Here is a 16,403-nt window from a genome sequence, read left to right on the forward strand (position 1 = left end):
TACGTTGTACCGAATTGTGAATGCGCGCTCGGGGCCGAGCGCGTTTGAGACTGCTTGGAGGTCTACTTGAACAAAGACATGAAAATCCTCATCGTTGACGACTTTTCGACGATGCGGCGGATCATCAAGAACCTGTTGCGTGACCTGGGCTTCACCAACACCGAAGAAGCCGACGACGGCACCACGGCGCTGCCGATGCTGGAGAACGGCCACTACGACTTCCTGGTGACCGACTGGAACATGCCTGGCATGTCCGGCATCGACCTGCTGCGCAAGGTGCGTGCCCACGATCGCCTGAAATCCATGCCGGTGCTGATGGTTACCGCCGAAGCCAAGCGCGACCAGATCATCGAAGCGGCCCAGGCCGGCGTCAACGGCTACGTGGTCAAGCCGTTCACCGCCCAGGTGCTCAAAGAAAAGATCGAGAAGATCTTCGAACGCGTCAACGGCTGAGTCACGTCAGGGGGCGCGCCATGGATTCATCACAAACGTCTTTGGGCGAGTTCGAATCGACCCTGAAGAAGCATGCCCAGGAGCTGGTCGAAAGCCTGGAGCGGGGCCGTTTCGGCGAGGCGGTGCAGCTGATTCACGAGCTGAACCAGACCCGCGACCGCGGCCTGTACCAGGAAGTCGGCAAGCTGACCCGCGAGCTGCACAGTGCCATCGTCAGTTTCCAGATCGACCCGACCATGCCGCAGGCCGAGGAGGTGTCGCAGATAACCGACGCCACCGAGCGCCTGTCATACGTGGTCAGGCTCACCGAGGGCGCGGCGAACCGCACCATGGACCTGGTCGAGGAAAGCACCCCGGTGCTCAACGACCTGGCCAGCGAGGCCCAGGCCCTGAGCACCGACTGGCAGCGTTTCATGCGCCGCGAAGTGGCTGCGCCGGAGTTCCGTGACCTGGTCAAGCGCGTCGACAGTTTCCTGACGCACAGCGCCGAAGGTAACCGCAAGGTCGCCGGCCACCTCAACGACATTCTGCTGGCCCAGGACTATCAGGACCTGACCGGCCAGGTGATCAAGCGCGTCACCACGTTGGTCACCGAGGTGGAAAGCAACCTGCTCAAACTGGTGCTGATGGCCAGCCAGGTCGACCGCTTTGCGGGCATCCAGCATGACCACGATCAACTGCGCGCAGAAAAAGATCGAGAAAAACATCCGACTCGGGGTGAAGGTCCGCAGATTCATGCCGATAAGCGTGAAGACGTTGTGTCCGGTCAGGACGATGTCGATGATTTGCTGTCCAGCCTGGGTTTTTAAGGAGCACGTTTGATGAGCTTCGGCGCCGATGAAGAAATCCTCCAGGATTTCCTGGTAGAAGCCGGCGAAATTCTTGAGCAACTGTCCGAGCAACTGGTCGAGCTGGAAAGCCGGCCCGACGATGCCGACCTGCTCAATGCGATCTTTCGCGGTTTCCACACTGTAAAAGGGGGCGCCGGCTTCCTTCAGCTGAACGAGCTGGTGGAGTGCTGCCATATCGCCGAGAACGTGTTCGACGTCCTGCGCAAAGGTGAGCGCCGGGTCGACGCGGAACTGATGGATGTGGTGCTCGAGGCACTGGACACGGTCAACAGCATGTTTGGCCAGGTGCGCGAGCGCACCGAAGTGACCGCGGCCACCCCCGAGCTGCTGGCGGCGCTGTCGCGCCTGGCCGAGCCGGGTGGCGCAGAAGCCGTTGAAGTGCCTGCCGCTGCGGCACCGGTTGCCGAAGCGCCTGCCGAGGAGCAGGACATCACCGACAGCGAGTTCGAGCAGCTGCTCGATTCGCTCGATGCGGTCAAGGCACAAGCTGCGGCCGACGAGCAGATGCAGGGCGAGACCGTCAGCGGTGAGGGTGACGAAATCAGCGACGCCGAGTTCGAGTCGCTGCTCGACCAGTTGCACGGCAAAGGCCAGTTCAGCGCCGAGGTTGCCGCGCAGCCGGTTGCCAGCGCGCCGGAAGCGGCCAGCGACGAAATTACCGACGCCGAGTTCGAATCGCTGCTGGACCAGTTGCATGGCAAGGGCACCTTCCAGGCCGATGCCTTGCCCGCTGCCAAGGCGCCGACGCCTGCCGTAACCGACACCAGCGCAGCCAGCGACGAAATCAGCGAGCACGAGTTCGAGGCGCTGCTGGACCAGTTGCACGGCAAGGGCAAGTTCGGTGGCGACGTTGCCGCCGTCGAAGCCCCGGCTGCGGCCAAGGTGCAAGCGCCGGTCGCGGCCAAGACCGACAGCCAGCCCGTGGCCAAGCCAGCCGCAGTTGCTGCGCCGGCACCGGCACCTGCCAGCAAACCTGCCGCAGCACCCCGCGCCCCGGCGCCGGCTGCCGAGAAGCATGGCGCCAGCGAAGCGGAAACCACCGTGCGGGTCGATACCGCGCGCCTGGACGAGATCATGAACATGGTCGGCGAACTGGTGCTGGTGCGTAACCGCCTGGTGCGCCTGGGCCTGAACAGCGGCGACGAGGCCATGTCCAAGGCCGTGTCCAACCTCGACGTGGTCACCGCCGACCTGCAGACCGCGGTGATGAAAACCCGCATGCAGCCGATCAAGAAAGTCTTCGGCCGCTTCCCGCGCCTGGTGCGCGACCTGGCCCGCCAGCTCAAGAAAGAGATCAACCTGGAGCTGGTCGGCGAAGAGACCGACCTCGACAAGAACCTGGTCGAGGCCCTGGCCGACCCGTTGGTGCACCTGGTGCGCAACGCTGTCGACCATGGCGTGGAAATGCCCGAAGAGCGTGAAGCCTCCGGCAAGGCGCGCACCGGCCGCGTGGTGCTGTCGGCCGAGCAGGAAGGCGACCACATCCTGCTGTCGATCTCTGACGACGGCAAGGGCATGGACCCCAACATCCTGCGCGCCAAGGCCGTGGAAAAGGGCCTGATGGACAAGGATGCCGCCGATCGCCTGAGCGAGTCGGACTGCTACAACCTGATCTTCGCCCCGGGCTTCTCGACCAAGACCGAGATTTCCGACGTGTCCGGCCGCGGTGTGGGCATGGACGTGGTGAAGACCAAGATCTCCCAGCTCAACGGCTCGATCAACATCTTCTCGGCCAAGGGCCAGGGCTCGAAGATCGTCATCAAGGTGCCGCTGACCCTGGCGATCATGCCCACCCTGATGGTGATGCTGGGCAACCAGGCGTTCGCCTTCCCGCTGGTCAACGTCAACGAAATCTTCCACCTCGACCTGTCGCGCACCAATGTGGTCGACGGCCAGGAAGTGGTGATCGTGCGCGACAAGGCGCTGCCGCTGTTCTACCTCAAGCGCTGGCTGGTCCAGGGCCAGGTGCACGAAGAGCAGCATGAGGGCCACGTGGTGATCCTGTCGGTCGGCACCCAGCGCATCGGCTTTGTCGTCGATCAACTGGTTGGCCAGGAAGAAGTGGTAATCAAGCCGCTGGGCAAGATGCTGCAGGGCACCCCGGGCATGTCCGGGGCCACCATCACCGGCGACGGTCGCATCGCGTTGATTCTCGACGTCCCGAGCATGCTCAAGCGTTACGCCGCGCGGCGTATTTGATTTCGGTGGCGCACCCTGGCGGGTTGCGCCGCCTAATGGAGTGTTTATGGCAGTCAAGGTCCTGGTGGTGGATGATTCCGGTTTCTTCCGCCGCCGCGTCTCGGAAATCCTCTCGGCGGATCCGACGATCCAGGTAGTGGGTACCGCGACCAACGGCAAGGAAGCAATCGACCAGGCGCTGGCGCTGAAGCCCGATGTCATCACCATGGACTACGAAATGCCCATGATGGACGGCATCACCGCGGTGCGGCACATCATGCAGCGCTGCCCGACGCCGGTGTTGATGTTCTCGTCGCTGACCCATGAAGGCGCCCGTGTCACCCTCGATGCGCTGGATGCCGGTGCGGTGGATTACCTGCCGAAGAACTTCGAGGACATCTCGCGCAACCCCGACAAGGTCAAGCAACTGCTGTGCGAGAAGGTGCATACCATTTCCCGCAGCAACCGCCGTTTTGGCAGCTACGCCAGCCATGCGCCGGTTGCCGCACCTGCGCCGGCAGGCAGCAGCCACGCACCCACCAGCAGTTTCGCCAGCCCGGCAGCCGCGCGCACGCCTGCGCCTGCCCGTGCGGCGGCCCCGGCTGCGGCGCCAGCACACTCGCCGGCACCCAAGCGCAAGCCTTACAAGCTGGTGGCCATCGGCACCTCCACGGGTGGCCCGGTCGCCCTGCAGCGGGTGCTGACCCAGTTGCCGGCCAACTTCCCGGCGCCGATCGTGCTGATCCAGCACATGCCGGCGGCGTTCACCAAGGCCTTTGCCGAGCGCCTGGACAAGCTGTGCCGCATCAGCGTCAAGGAAGCCGAGGACGGCGACATGCTGCGCCCGGGCCTGGCCCTGCTGGCCCCAGGTGGCAAGCAGATGATGATCGACGGCCGTGGCGCGGTGAAGATCCTGCCCGGTGACGAACGCCTGAACTACAAGCCGTGCGTGGACATCACCTTCGGCTCGGCGGCCAAGTCGTATGGCGACAAGGTGCTGTCGGTGGTGCTTACCGGCATGGGCGCCGATGGCCGTGAAGGTGCGCGCCTGCTCAAGCAGGGCGGCAGTACGGTGTGGGCCCAGGATGAAGCCAGCTGCGTGATCTATGGCATGCCCATGGCCATCGTCAAGGCCAACCTGGCCGACGCGGTGTACAGCCTGGACGAAATCGGCAAGCACCTGGTGGAGGCGTGCGTCTGATGGACGTGCTCAGCCTGATCGGCCTGATCCTCGCCTTTGTCGCCATCGTCGGTGGCAACTTCCTCGAAGGCGGCCATGTCGGCGCCCTGATCAATGGCCCGGCGGCACTGATCGTGCTGGGCGGCACCCTGGCTGCGGCCTTGCTGCAGTCGCCACTGTCGTCGTTCAAGCGTGCCTTGCAGATTCTGCGCTGGATCCTGTTTCCGCCACGGGTCGACCTGGCGGGCGGGATCGACCGCGTCGTCAACTGGAGCCTGACCGCGCGCAAGGAAGGCCTGCTGGGCCTGGAAGGGGTGGCCGACAGCGAGCCTGACCCGTATGCGCGCAAGGGCCTGCAACTGCTGGTGGATGGCGCAGAGCCAGAGGCCATTCGCAGCATCCTCGAAGTCGATTTCCTGACCCAGGAAAGCCGTGATATCCAGGCCGCCAAGGTGTTCGAGAGCATGGGCGGCTACGCGCCGACCATCGGCATCATCGGTGCGGTGATGGGCCTGATCCACGTGATGGGCAACCTGGCCGACCCGTCGCAGCTGGGCAACGGCATTGCCGTGGCCTTCGTCGCGACCATCTACGGCGTGGCCAGCGCCAACCTGGTGCTGCTGCCGGTCGCCAACAAGCTCAAGGCCATCGTCATGCGCCAGTCGCGCTACCGCGAGATGCTGCTCGAGGGCCTGCTGTCGATTGCCGAGGGTGAGAACCCGCGCTCGATCGAGCTGAAGCTGCAAGGCTTCATGGAGTAACCCATGCGTCGCCGTCGTCATACCGAGGAACACGAAAACCACGAACGCTGGCTGGTGTCGTACGCCGACTTCATCACCTTGCTGTTCGCCTTTTTCGTGGTGATGTACTCGATTTCCTCGATCAACGAGGGCAAGTACAAGGTCATTTCCCAGGCCTTGCTCGGGGTGTTCAACGACCCCGAGCGCAGCATGAAGCCGATCCCCATCGGTGAAGAGCGGCCGCTGAGCGTGCGCCCGGCCGAGCCGTTGGTGAAGGACAGCGAGCAGACCGATGCAGGCCTTGGGGCGACCAGTGTCGACCCGCTGAAAACCATCAGCGATGATGTGCGCGATGCCTTTGGCGACCTGATCAATAGCGACCAGATGACGGTGCGCGGCAATGAGCTGTGGATCGAGATCGAGCTCAATTCCTCGTTGCTGTTCGGCAGTGGCGATGCCATGCCCAGCGACAAGGCATTTGCCATCATCGAGAAGGTGGCCGGCATTCTCAAGCCGTTCGCCAACCCGGTGCACGTCGAAGGCTTTACCGACAACCTGCCGATCCGCACCGCGCAGTACCCGACCAACTGGGAGCTGTCATCGGCGCGGGCGGCAAGCATCGTGCGCCTGCTGGCCATGGAAGGGGTCAACCCGGCGCGCATGGCCTCGGTCGGCTATGGCGAGTACCAGCCGGTCGCCAGCAACGACACTGCCGAAGGCCGTGCGCGCAACCGCCGCGTGGTGCTGGTGATTTCGCGCAACCTCGAAGTGCGCCGCAGCCTGACGGGCTCGGGCAGTGCCAATGCCACGCCGGATGCCGCATTGCGCCGGGCTGGCACACAAAGTGCACCGGCTACGCCAGCAACGGTGGCGGGGCAGTGATCCGTCAATTCCCCGACGTTGCCACGAACACAAATTTGAATGCAGTACTGTCCCCTGTGGGAGCGGGCGAGCCCGCGAATCAGGCGATGCGGTGAATGGCACCGGCTGCGCCGGTGTTCGCGGGCGCGCCCGCTCCCACAGGGATCGCGCCAGCTTCCGATGTTGAGCAAGACAGTTGCCCCAGCAGTGTCCCTGCCAAATCAATAGATAGAGTTTGCTTGATGAGAGTCTGGGCAGTAGCCAATCAAAAAGGTGGCGTCGGCAAGACCACCACTACCATCGCCCTGGCCGGCCTGCTGGCCGAGGCCGGCAAGCGCGTGGTCGTTGTCGACCTCGACCCGCACGGCTCGATGACCAGCTATTTCGGGCACAACCCCGATGCCCTGGAGCACAGCTGCTACGACCTGTTCCTGCACAAGGGCGCGGTGCCCGAGGGCCTGCCCGGGCAACTGCTGCTGCCTACCAGTGACGAACGCATCTCGCTGTTGCCGTCGAGTACCGCGCTGGCGGTGCTGGAGCGCCAGTCACCGGGGCAGAACGGCCTGGGCCTGGTGATCGCCAAGAGTCTGGCGCAGCTGTGGCAGGATTTCGACTTTGCCCTGATCGACAGCCCACCCTTGCTCGGTGTGCTGATGGTCAATGCCCTGGCAGCCAGCCAGCAACTGGTGATCCCGGTGCAAACAGAATTCCTCGCGGTCAAGGGCCTGGAGCGCATGGTCGGTACCCTGGCCATGGTCAACCGCTCGCGCAAGCAGGCGCTGCCGTACCAGATCGTGCCGACTTTGTTCGACCGCCGCACCCAGGCCTCGCTGGCCACGCTCAAGCTGCTGCGTGACACCTACGACCAGCATGTATGGCAGGGCTACATCCCGGTGGATACGCGCCTGCGCGATGCCAGCCGCAAGGGCGTCACGCCCTCGCAGTTCGACAGCAAGAGCCGCGGGCTGATTGCCTATCGGGCGCTGCTCAAGCACCTGCTGACCTACAAGACTGCAGCGCAGGTGGCCTGATGACCCAGACCCGGCAAACCAATACCCGACCACAGATGGCCCTGCAGTCATACCTCGACGGCCTGCTGCAGGAGGCCACCGAAGCCGAAGACCTGTTCGAGGCGCCAGCGGCGGCGGACGAGTTCGCCGAAGCGGTGCGCGAAGAGCAGGCGCGTGATGCCTTGCAGCAAGCCAGGCCGGCGTCAGCCGAAGCGACCGTCAGCCCCGCACCACGGCCGTTCGCCGAGCCCAGGCTGGCGGTGCTGCCTCGCGTGATGCCGGTGGAAGCACCGGTGGTGACGGTGGTCGAGCGCGAAGTGGTGGCCGAAGCCAGCATCCCGGTGCTGGTCGAAGAGCAAACCGTGGAACCGGCAGTGCCGCTGGTGGATGTGCACCTGCCGGCGCCGCAGGTGCCCGTGCCCCCGGCCACGGTCGATGGCCGCCCGGCCTGGGCCGCCGAGCCGTTCGAATGCCTGCTGTTCGACGTGGCGGGCCTGACCCTGGCGGTGCCGCTGGTGTGCCTGGGTTCGATCTACACCCTGGCTGGCCAGGAACTGACACCGCTGTTCGGCCAGCCCGACTGGTTCCTCGGCATCCTGACCTGCCAGGCCGGCAACCTGAAGGTGCTGGATACCGCGCGTTGGGTGATGCCCGACCGCTACCGCGATGATTTTCGCCAGGGCCTGCAATACGTGATTTCCGTGCAGGGCTACGAATGGGGGCTGGCCGTGCACCAGGTCAGCCGCTCGCTGCGCCTGGACCCGTCCGAGATCAAGTGGCGCAGCCAGCGTGGCCAGCGCCCGTGGCTGGCCGGCACGGTGATTGAACACATGTGTGCACTGCTCGACGTCGCCGCACTGGCCGAGCTGATCGCCAGTGGTGCGGTCAAGCAGATGCATGCCAAACAGAAATGACACCGAATACACCGCCGATGGCGGATTTTGAGGGTAGGGGAATGAAAAAGTCGTCTGCACAAGGTTCCGAAGATCCGATCCTGCAGTGGGTTACCTTCCGTCTGGACAATGAGTCCTACGGCATCAACGTGATGCAGGTGCAGGAAGTGTTGCGCTACACCGAGATCGCCCCGGTGCCGGGTGCGCCAAGCTACGTGCTGGGCATCATCAACCTGCGCGGCAACGTGGTGACCGTGATCGACACCCGCCAGCGCTTTGGCCTGATGCCGACCGAAGTCACCGACAACACCCGTATCGTCATCATCGAGGCCGACAAGCAAGTGGTCGGTATCCTGGTCGACAGCGTGGCCGAGGTGGTGTACCTGCGCCAGTCCGAGATCGAGACCGCGCCGAACGTGGGTAACGAAGAATCGGCCAAGTTCATCCAGGGCGTGTGCAACAAGAATGGCGAACTGCTGATCCTGGTCGAGCTGGACAAGATGATGACCGAGGAAGAGTGGTCCGAGCTGGAGAACATCTGAGTTGATCCTACAGGTTGCTGTCATCTTCCTGGCGCTGGTCTGGGCGCTGAGCCTGTGGTTCTTCCTCAACTACAGCAAGCGCCAGCGCGAGCTGGCCGCGCAACAGGCCGAGGGTGATGCCCTGCGTGACCAGCGCATCAAGGACCTCGCCAAGCGCCTGGACGACTACCAGAACGGTACCGTGCGCATGGGCGAGGCGCTGCACGACCTGCGCGTGGCGGTTGCCCCGCTGCCAGACAAGATCCAGCAGCTGGAGCAGCGCGACCCGCACAACGTCACCTTTACCCAGGCGGCCAAGCTGGTGGGCATGGGCGCCAGCGTGGCCGAGCTGACCGAAAGCTGCGGCCTGACCCAGGCCGAGGCGGAGCTGATGAGCAAGCTGCATCGCAGCAACTGATTGCCATGAGCATTGCGCGGCCCCTGATACAGTGGCCGCGCAAGCTCGCCCGGCAGTCAGTAGCCCTGTGCGTTCCCCGCCATTGCGACCTCTTCCAGTGGTAGAAGCCGCAGCTCTGCACGCCGTTGTGCTGCTTCATCCAGCAGCGCGTCGTAGTTCAGGGTGTGCATGTTTGCCAGGTCCGCCACCTGCCTGAAGGTGTACAGCTCAGGTAGACGTTGGTCGATCACATGGTTGAGCACCGCAGGCCCGGTCAGCGTGTTGAGCCTTTCGGTATAGGCCTGGAATGCCGCCGCATGCTGTCGCGGCGGTTTGGGGGCCTCGTAGAACGCCTGGCCCTCCGGGGTGCGGTAGCGGGCCAGGATCTCGTCGGAAATGGCGTTCAGCACCGGATTGCCAGCGCGGCTACCAATCATGCTGGTGTTGTAGCTGGTATACATGCCCAATTGCGCATTGCACACCGGGCTCCTCAGCAGCAGCCCGTCGAGGGGCGTGGTGAGCGGTACGCTGTCGATCTTTGCCCGCAGCTGCCCGGTTGCGTCCGGCTCGACCAGCAGATGGTCGTCGATATCCAGGTAGATGCCCCCTTCGCTGTGCAGGACGCGGTAGCGCAAGATGTCCGAGGCCGAGGAGAAGTTGCTCGCCACACCGCCATTCCCTTCCAGCGCAGCCTGGTACTGGCCGAAGTATTCACTTGCCGCGAATTGATGATAGAAGGTCTGCTGCTCCAGCACTGCAACCTTCAACCCCTCGTCGATGCGGGCCTGTAGCAGGGTCATGTTGCGTTCGAATGCCTGAGGGTTTGCGTTGGAGAGGTAGAGCTTGAGCGTGAAATCGCTGTTTCGCAGTGCCTGCACGTTGTTGTCGAGCGCAGCCAGGTAATCACCGGCGATCGTCCTGTCACCCAGCCAGATGTGAAATACCTGCCTGGGGACGGGTATGCCTGGTGCAGTCCCCAGGGCATCGAGGTCGACGGGCAGCTGCAGATCGATACCCAGTGCCCGCAGCGTACGCGAGCGCGATGCCGGGCTGATTTCCCGCAACGGGTCCGTATCGGGCAGCAGCCGGCTGATCGAGGGCTGCAGCGGATCGGCGCTGGCCACATAGTGCTGGGCGCCGCGTGTGCCGTTGGGGTACTTGAGCACGAAGCTGTCCTGTCGGGCGTCGTAGTAGAGCGGGTGCGGGCCATTGCCCACATCGCCGATCAGTTCGTCACCCGTGCCGAATGCCCTGCGCCGCGTTACGCAGCGGGCAATGTGTGAATCGGTGCCGGACCAGCTGGCGGCTACCTCGTCGCCCGCTACTGCCAGTTCCTGGAAATAGGGTGTCATCGCAGGCCCGGGCCAGCGTGGCGGCGAGACCGGGCTCAGCGGGTAGCCTATGCGGCCATTGAGCCTCACCGGTTTGATGAAGCCAATGGGGCGTTGGCCGAACAGCGCCTTGCTTGCCTTGACTCCACGCGCCAGCCCCGGGGCTGCGTTCAGCAGGCCGAACACGGCCTGCTCCGCGCCTTCGAGCTGTTGGTTCACATCCTTGCCGTGCAGCGCCTGGTCCAGGCCCACTGTAAATTGGGCCACCCCGGCCACGGCAGCCAGGGGTAGCAGTCCGGGAACCACCAGCAGAAACGGTGTGGCCAGGTTCATGGTCAGGTAGAAATAGCTGCGCCATGCGGCCTTGGTCACTTCACTGTCGCGCGTGATCAGGAAGTCGGCGTCGGATTGGCTGCGTTGACGTTGTGCCACCGTCAATGCCTCGAACAGGTTGTATTCGATGCGCGGGCTGGAGGTGTCTGCCTTGTAGTTGATCAGGGTATGCGGGTTCCATACCCTGGCCAGGCGATACACGCTGGTTGCAGGCAGGATGATCCGGCGGGGCGGGAAATCGCCCATGCCTTGAAGTACCCGACGCAATCCCGACCGGCCAATCCTGTCCGGAATATCGCAGGCCCTGAAGTGGGCAAGCAGGGCTGCCCGTTTGTCGGCGTCGCGGCACTGCCTGGCAAGCCACGCACGCATGGCGCCCGGGGTGGCGAACTCATGCAACGGCGCCGCATTGCCCGGTATGTACAGCAAGGTCAGGCGGCTGCGCGTATCGCGCAGGCAGAGGATGTCGCTTGATGGGTAGCTATTGATGTTCAGCAACCTGGCGTCTACCCCGTTGGCACTGAGGCTGGCGCCGTGGTGCCAGCGTTCCACGCCTGCCGCCCGCCACGCCAGGCTGCGTCCCTGTTCACTGAGGTTGCCCCGCAATGCCTGCCGGTTGCAGGCAGCGAGGAATGCGATGCACGCGCTGACGCTGTACTGGCTGGCGGCATGGGCCCAGAAGTCATCGAGCTGGCGTTTGAATACGCCCTGGAAGTCGAGTTGCCAGATGAAGGACTGGAAGGTCGTGGCGTCGAACTGCACATAAGTGCTGGCGTCGTAGCGCATGGGTGCGGTCTGGCGGAAAAGGCCATGGAATTCGGTGTGCACATCGATGTCGTGGTCCAGGCCGCTTCCTGGCAATTCATCGACGATCGTCACCTGACCATTGCTGAAGGCCTGGGCCCAGGGCGCTCGACCGTGTGGCAGGGACAGCTCCGGCAGTACACCTAGCAGGTCGACGGTGGCCGTCCCGCCTCTTAGCAGCAGCTGTGCGGTTTGCTCGGCAACCTTGGAGTAGCCGCTTTGCTGCCAGTTGCCAAGCAGCGCTTCGGTCAGGCTCATTTGTTGGACGACCTTGGCCAGCCAGCCCCGCTTGGGAACGAACTTGCAATGCAAGGTCACTGCAAGCGTGTTGTCGGGTTCCACGTCCAACCGCTGCTGGCTGGCCCATTCGCGGATGGCTGCACTGGCACTGCGGTCAGGGCGAGGCACGGAACCCAGCATTGCCTTGACGTAGTCTTGGCCGGCTGCGCCGACCACAGGTTGGCGCGGGTTCATGTTCGGCTCCAGGAATGGTTGCCACCGACAGTGGCAAACCGGTTCAGGGGCAGGAGCGTACGCACCGAATCGCGCATGCGTGGCAGATCGACGAACCGGTAGGCATTGATGCGCGGCATCCCATAGAGGTTGGTGAGCTGTCGCAGGATACGCAGGCTCGGCAGCTGCCTGTCGACCACGTCGCTGAGCAGGGCAGGGCCGGTGAGGTAGCTCAGGCGGCTGGCATACTCATAGAAGTTCCCCGGGTCTTCAGCCAGGCTGGGCTTGCTGTCGTAGAAGTCGCGATTGAGCTGGTAGCGTGCGCACATCTCTTCGGAAATAGCCTCCAGGGTGGGGTTGCCGGGGTGGCTGCCGATAAGGCTGGAGTTGTAGAGGCTGTTCATGCTCATCTTTTCATTGGACATGGGCGGTACCAGCAGCAGCCCATTGGCGTCCGTGCTCAACTCGACCTGATCGATGGGTTCACCGGCGGCACCTACCGGTTGGCCGTCGATGATCAATGAGTATTCGCCTGGCGCGAGCAAGGTGTCATCGACATCCATGTACAAGCCACCTTCGTGGTGCAGCATCGGGTAGCGCAGCACATCGCATGCCGATGCATAGTTGCGGGCAACGCCGCCGTTGCCATCCAGGGCAGCGTCGTACTGCGCGTAGTACCTGCTTTGGCGGAAAGCCCTGAAGAAGGCCTGCTCTTCCAGCGGCAGCACCTGCAAGCCCGGGGCATGACTGGCCAGCAGCTCCAGGTTTTCGGCGTAGGCCTGCCGGGCAGAGCTGGAAAGGAACAACCGCATGCTGTATTCGCTGCCTTGCAACCGCGCTGCGTTCTGGCCCAGGTTGGCCAGCAGCTCCGGGCCGATGATCTGGTCACCGACCCACAGGCAGGAGATGTGCTTGGGTATTGGCCAACTTCCCGGCGCTCTGGCCGGCACCTGTAGCGGCAATGGCAGGTCCACGCCCAGCGCCCGCAGTGTACGACTGCGCATCGCATGGGTAACCACGCGCCCTTGTGGCGCGGGGCTCAGGTTACGGTTGCCGGGTACCGCCACGAAGCCGACAGGGTCGACCTGGTTCAGGTCTTCGGCCCGAATGAATACGTCCCGCTCCATGTCGTAGATCATCCTGGCGTTGTAGCCATCGATGTTCGCTGCCAGGGTGTCTGGCTCACCATCGTACTGGGGCGTACGAATGACTGCGTCGGCAACCGCCTGGTCACAGTCAGGCAGTGGCTCTATCGGGTCGGTGATGTGGAAGTAGCGTGCGCCCTCGGGCTCGGGGAAGCGCGGTGGCGAGAGCGGGCTCAGGGGGTAGCCGATCTGTTCATTCAGCCGCGTCGGCGGCGCGAAACCCTCGACCTTGAATTCGAACAGTGCCTTGCCCCTTGCGGCAGCGCCCGCCGCCAGAGGTAAGGCGTTGAACAGGCCCCAGGTGATGTTGCCGATACCGTCCTGCTGCTGCTGCAGTGACTTGCCGTTGATTGCCTGGTCGAGTCCCAGGCCAAACTGGGCGATGCCACCGATGGCCAGCAGTGGCCCCAGGCCGGGTACCACCAGGCACAGTGGCGCCAGCAGGTTGAGCGTAGTGGCCAGGTAGCCACGCCACCTGGCCTTGATGACTTCGCTGTCAGCCGTGATCAGAAACGCGGCATCGTCGTAGCTGCGCTGACGCTGGCGCTCGGCCAACGCCTGGAACAGGTCGCCCTTGATTTTGGGGTTGTACTTGGCTGGTCGATAATTGACATAGGTCTGCGGCGGCCAGGTGCCGTCGTCGTTGAAATAGCCGTGTTCGGGAGGCAGCAGGTGCCGTTCAGGGTAGGCGCCCAGCCCCTCCATGGCAGTGTCCAGGCCGCTGAAATCGAGGCCTTGCGGGCAATCGGCCAGGCGAAAGTGCTGTTTCAGGGCTTGGCGTTTGGTCGGGTCTTTGCATTGTTCGCCGACCCAGGCCTTCAATTCTCGTTCGCTGCTGAACGTCAGCAACGGTGAGCTGTTGCCAGGTACATACAGCACGGTCAGGTCGGTGGCGGGGTCGTTCAGGTACAGCAGGTCGGTCGCGGCATAGCCGTAGATGCTCAAGGTGCTGCGTCGCAGCGTGGTGCGCCGTGGCATCAGCCCGGCCGCTTGCCAGACCAGTTGCCGTGCGGGCTCGCTGAGGCTGCCCTCGCTGACCTGTCTGTTGCAGGCTGCGATGAAGTTGAGCTTCAGCGCCAGCCTGTGACTGTGCAGATGGTCACGCCAGTACACATCCAGCGCCGCCTTGAAAGGCTGCTGGAAGTCCAGGTTGCTGATGAACTGCTGGAAGGCTTCGGCGCTTACCGGCAAATGGGTGGAAGCGTCGTAGCGTTGCGGGGCAGTGCGCCGGAACAGGCCGTTGAATACCTCGAAGGGGGCCCCGTAGTGATTGAAGCCGGGTGCCGGGAGGGTTTCCACCAACCGTAGCGGGCCTGCGGGTAATGCACCGGCCCAGGGTGCCTGCAGCAGCTTGCCGAACACGTCACTGGCCGACTCGCCCTGCCAGTTGCCCAGCAGTGCCTGGGGCAGGCTGGTGCGCTGGCTGATCGCGGCCAGCTGGCCACCTGCACCGTCCGGGCAGTAGTGGAGGGTAACGACGTCGAGCTGGTCCGGGTCCAGGTCATGGCCTTGCTTTGCGAGCCATTTGCGGATGGCGCGGTTGGCTTCACGATCGGGGCGAGGCACATGGCCGAGGTGGTCTATAACGTAATGCGTGCCCATCACGTTGATGCGAGTCGAATGCATGGGGGTACCTTGCGCTGAGATGAAGCCGGCAAGGTTGAAACAGGGGCACGAAAAGACGGTGGTAGATATGTCGGTACGGCGCCTGGCCGATCTCGTCCCCCCTGGCCCTCGGGCGCTGATGGCATTTTGGTCGTGGATGTCACTATCCTTCCGCTTCCTGTCCGGTTCCCTTCTTACCCGGCATCGCACTTAAACGTTTAAATCCCTGCTTGTACGCACAAGGGATTTACGCAATGAACACCCTCTCTTCAAAGCAGGTGGCCCCTGGCGAGCCACAGTTGCAGTGGTTGCGTCAGGCCGACAGCGATACCGCGCCGGCCATCATGCAACTGATCAACAGCACGGTTGGCGATGGCGGTGTTCTGGGTTACGAGCACGAGATGTCTGCCGGGCAGAGCGTCGAATTCACGGCCTCGTTGCAAGAGCGCATCCATGGCGGCAATACCCATGTCCTGCTCGGCCAGGCAATGGCGGGGCCGGCCTGCCTTGTCATTGTTTCGCGCAGCAGCATGCCGAACTGCCGGCATATTGCCGACCTGAGCAAAGGCGTGGTGCATCCGGCCTATCGCGGGACCGGCCTGGTGGCACGGGCTTTCAGCGAAGTCGTGCGCCTGTGCCAGGCCCAAGGTATCGAGCTGTTGACCCTGGATGTACGCGAGGGCACCCGTGCACACCGGTTATGGCAAACCTTCGGCTTCCAGACCTACGGCGTGCTGGACGACTACGCACGTGTCGATGGCGTGAAGCATCGCGGCCATTACATGGCCCAGCCCGTGGAAAGCCTTGCGCTGCGACTCAACCTGGACTGAGTTGCCCTTCGTCGACTCTGCCTGTGGCCATCGCGGTCAACGGCACCTGCCTCTCTCACCCAAGGAACACCCTGAATGGCCTTATCTACTGCAGCCTTTCGCGATCAGCTGGAGCAGAAACTGCACCACCATCTGACCCTGTCCCACCCGATATTCAAGGAACTGCTTGCGCCTGAGGGCAACAGGCCGCTGCTGCGCAAGGTCGCGTTGCAAGGCTATCAGCTCACCAAGTATTTCCTGACCTATGTCGAGCACTTGTTCTTTCATTGCCCGTTGCCTGCCCACAAGCGGGCACTGATCACCAATTGTTTCGAAGAAGAAACCGGCCGGCTTTCCCGCACCGACAACCATGTCGTGCTCATGCAGAATTTCCTGAGGGCGCTCGGCATCAGCGATGCCGAGCGTGATGCCGAGCAGCCGCTGCCAGCCACCTGGGAACTGATCGATTTCCGCCTGCAGGCGGTACGTGACCCGGCGCGTTATCACATTGGTGCGGCAGCAGTGATGATCGCCAGCGAAGGGCAAAACCTCGAGACCGTCGCTGGAGATGCACGGCATGTGTTGCTGGGGCGTGCCTATGGCCTGGCCGAACAAGACTTGCTGTTCTTCTCGGTGCACCAGAAGGAAGACGTGGGCCACGTCAATGAAGGCTTGGACCTTGTCTCGCAGTTGTGCACCACCGCGCAGATGCAAGAAGAGGCGTTGCAGGCTGTAGACCACACCTGCCAGCTGTTCTACGCAATGTACGAAAACATGTACCAGGCGTATTGCCGAGCTCCGCAGGCCGAGGCGGTGTAATGCCCACACGATAAGGATTG

General features: G+C 63.4%; 14 protein-coding genes. 12 read left to right on the top strand and 2 right to left on the bottom strand.

The features are described from left to right. Window positions 1–78: 78 nt before the first annotated feature. The 10 genes from CAG22_RS07125 to CAG22_RS07170 all read left to right on the top strand — a co-directional run bounded on the left by CAG22_RS07125 (window position 79) and on the right by CAG22_RS07170 (window position 9,105). Window positions 79–453 carry a chemotaxis response regulator CheY gene (locus CAG22_RS07125; RefSeq protein WP_075045918.1) on the top strand — a complete coding sequence of 125 codons (375 nt, stop codon included), beginning with the start codon at window positions 79–81 and terminating at the stop codon, window positions 451–453. 20 nt (window positions 454–473) lie between these two features. Then, window positions 474–1,262 (top strand): protein phosphatase CheZ, encoded by a 789-nt coding sequence (locus CAG22_RS07130; RefSeq protein ID WP_015271204.1) that lies wholly within the window; start codon window positions 474–476, stop codon window positions 1,260–1,262. Window positions 1,263–1,274: 12 nt separating this feature from the next. Next, window positions 1,275–3,503 (top strand): chemotaxis protein CheA, encoded by a 2,229-nt coding sequence (locus CAG22_RS07135; protein ID WP_085705056.1) that lies wholly within the window; start codon window positions 1,275–1,277, stop codon window positions 3,501–3,503. Window positions 3,504–3,549: 46 nt separating this feature from the next. Further along, a complete protein-coding gene (locus CAG22_RS07140; protein ID WP_025340069.1) occupies window positions 3,550–4,683 on the top strand; it encodes a chemotaxis response regulator protein-glutamate methylesterase in 1,134 nt (377 codons plus the stop codon). Beyond that, entirely contained in the window at window positions 4,683–5,423 is a 741-nt protein-coding gene (locus CAG22_RS07145) for a flagellar motor protein (protein ID WP_025340068.1), read from the top strand. Before CAG22_RS07140 ends, CAG22_RS07145 begins: the two co-directional genes overlap by 1 nt. 3 nt (window positions 5,424–5,426) lie before the next feature. Next, entirely contained in the window at window positions 5,427–6,284 is an 858-nt protein-coding gene (motD, locus tag CAG22_RS07150) for a flagellar motor protein MotD (RefSeq protein WP_075045915.1), read from the top strand. Between the two features lie 221 nt (window positions 6,285–6,505). Continuing rightward, window positions 6,506–7,294, top strand: a complete 789-nt coding sequence (locus CAG22_RS07155; RefSeq protein WP_025340066.1) for a ParA family protein — start codon at window positions 6,506–6,508, stop codon at window positions 7,292–7,294. Continuing rightward, complete coding sequence (locus CAG22_RS07160; protein ID WP_025340065.1) at window positions 7,294–8,187, top strand: CheW domain-containing protein; 894 nt, start codon at window positions 7,294–7,296, stop codon at window positions 8,185–8,187. The genes CAG22_RS07155 and CAG22_RS07160 overlap by 1 nt, the downstream gene beginning before the upstream one ends. Before the next feature lie 41 nt (window positions 8,188–8,228). Then, window positions 8,229–8,708 carry a chemotaxis protein CheW gene (locus CAG22_RS07165; RefSeq protein ID WP_003254393.1) on the top strand — a complete coding sequence of 160 codons (480 nt, stop codon included), beginning with the start codon at window positions 8,229–8,231 and terminating at the stop codon, window positions 8,706–8,708. A 1-nt stretch (window position 8,709) separates the two neighbouring features. Further along, window positions 8,710–9,105 carry a DUF2802 domain-containing protein gene (locus CAG22_RS07170; RefSeq protein WP_025340064.1) on the top strand — a complete coding sequence of 132 codons (396 nt, stop codon included), beginning with the start codon at window positions 8,710–8,712 and terminating at the stop codon, window positions 9,103–9,105. 56 nt (window positions 9,106–9,161) lie between these two features. Here CAG22_RS07170 and CAG22_RS07175 read toward each other — a convergent pair whose 3' ends face one another. Both CAG22_RS07175 and CAG22_RS07180 read right to left on the bottom strand, forming a co-directional pair. Continuing rightward, the gene (locus CAG22_RS07175) at window positions 9,162–12,026 is read right to left on the bottom strand and encodes a dermonecrotic toxin domain-containing protein (RefSeq protein ID WP_085705058.1); all 2,865 of its coding nucleotides are present in this window, start codon (window positions 12,024–12,026) and stop codon (window positions 9,162–9,164) included. Then, window positions 12,023–14,776 carry a dermonecrotic toxin domain-containing protein gene (locus CAG22_RS07180; RefSeq protein WP_085705060.1) on the bottom strand — a complete coding sequence of 918 codons (2,754 nt, stop codon included), beginning with the start codon at window positions 14,774–14,776 and terminating at the stop codon, window positions 12,023–12,025. Before CAG22_RS07180 ends, CAG22_RS07175 begins: the two co-directional genes overlap by 4 nt. 233 nt (window positions 14,777–15,009) lie before the next feature. On the opposite strand from CAG22_RS07180, the gene CAG22_RS07185 reads away from it, so the two are divergent. Both CAG22_RS07185 and CAG22_RS07190 read left to right on the top strand, forming a co-directional pair. Continuing rightward, the gene (locus CAG22_RS07185; protein WP_013973573.1) at window positions 15,010–15,585 is read left to right on the top strand and encodes an N-acetyltransferase; all 576 of its coding nucleotides are present in this window, start codon (window positions 15,010–15,012) and stop codon (window positions 15,583–15,585) included. Window positions 15,586–15,660: 75 nt separating this feature from the next. Further along, window positions 15,661–16,383 carry a TenA family transcriptional regulator gene (locus CAG22_RS07190; RefSeq protein ID WP_075045910.1) on the top strand — a complete coding sequence of 241 codons (723 nt, stop codon included), beginning with the start codon at window positions 15,661–15,663 and terminating at the stop codon, window positions 16,381–16,383. The last annotated feature ends 20 nt before the right edge of the window (window positions 16,384–16,403 follow it).

This window comes from Pseudomonas sp. B8(2017) (assembly GCF_002113575.1).
GTDB lineage: Bacteria > Pseudomonadota > Gammaproteobacteria > Pseudomonadales > Pseudomonadaceae > Aquipseudomonas > Aquipseudomonas putida_Z.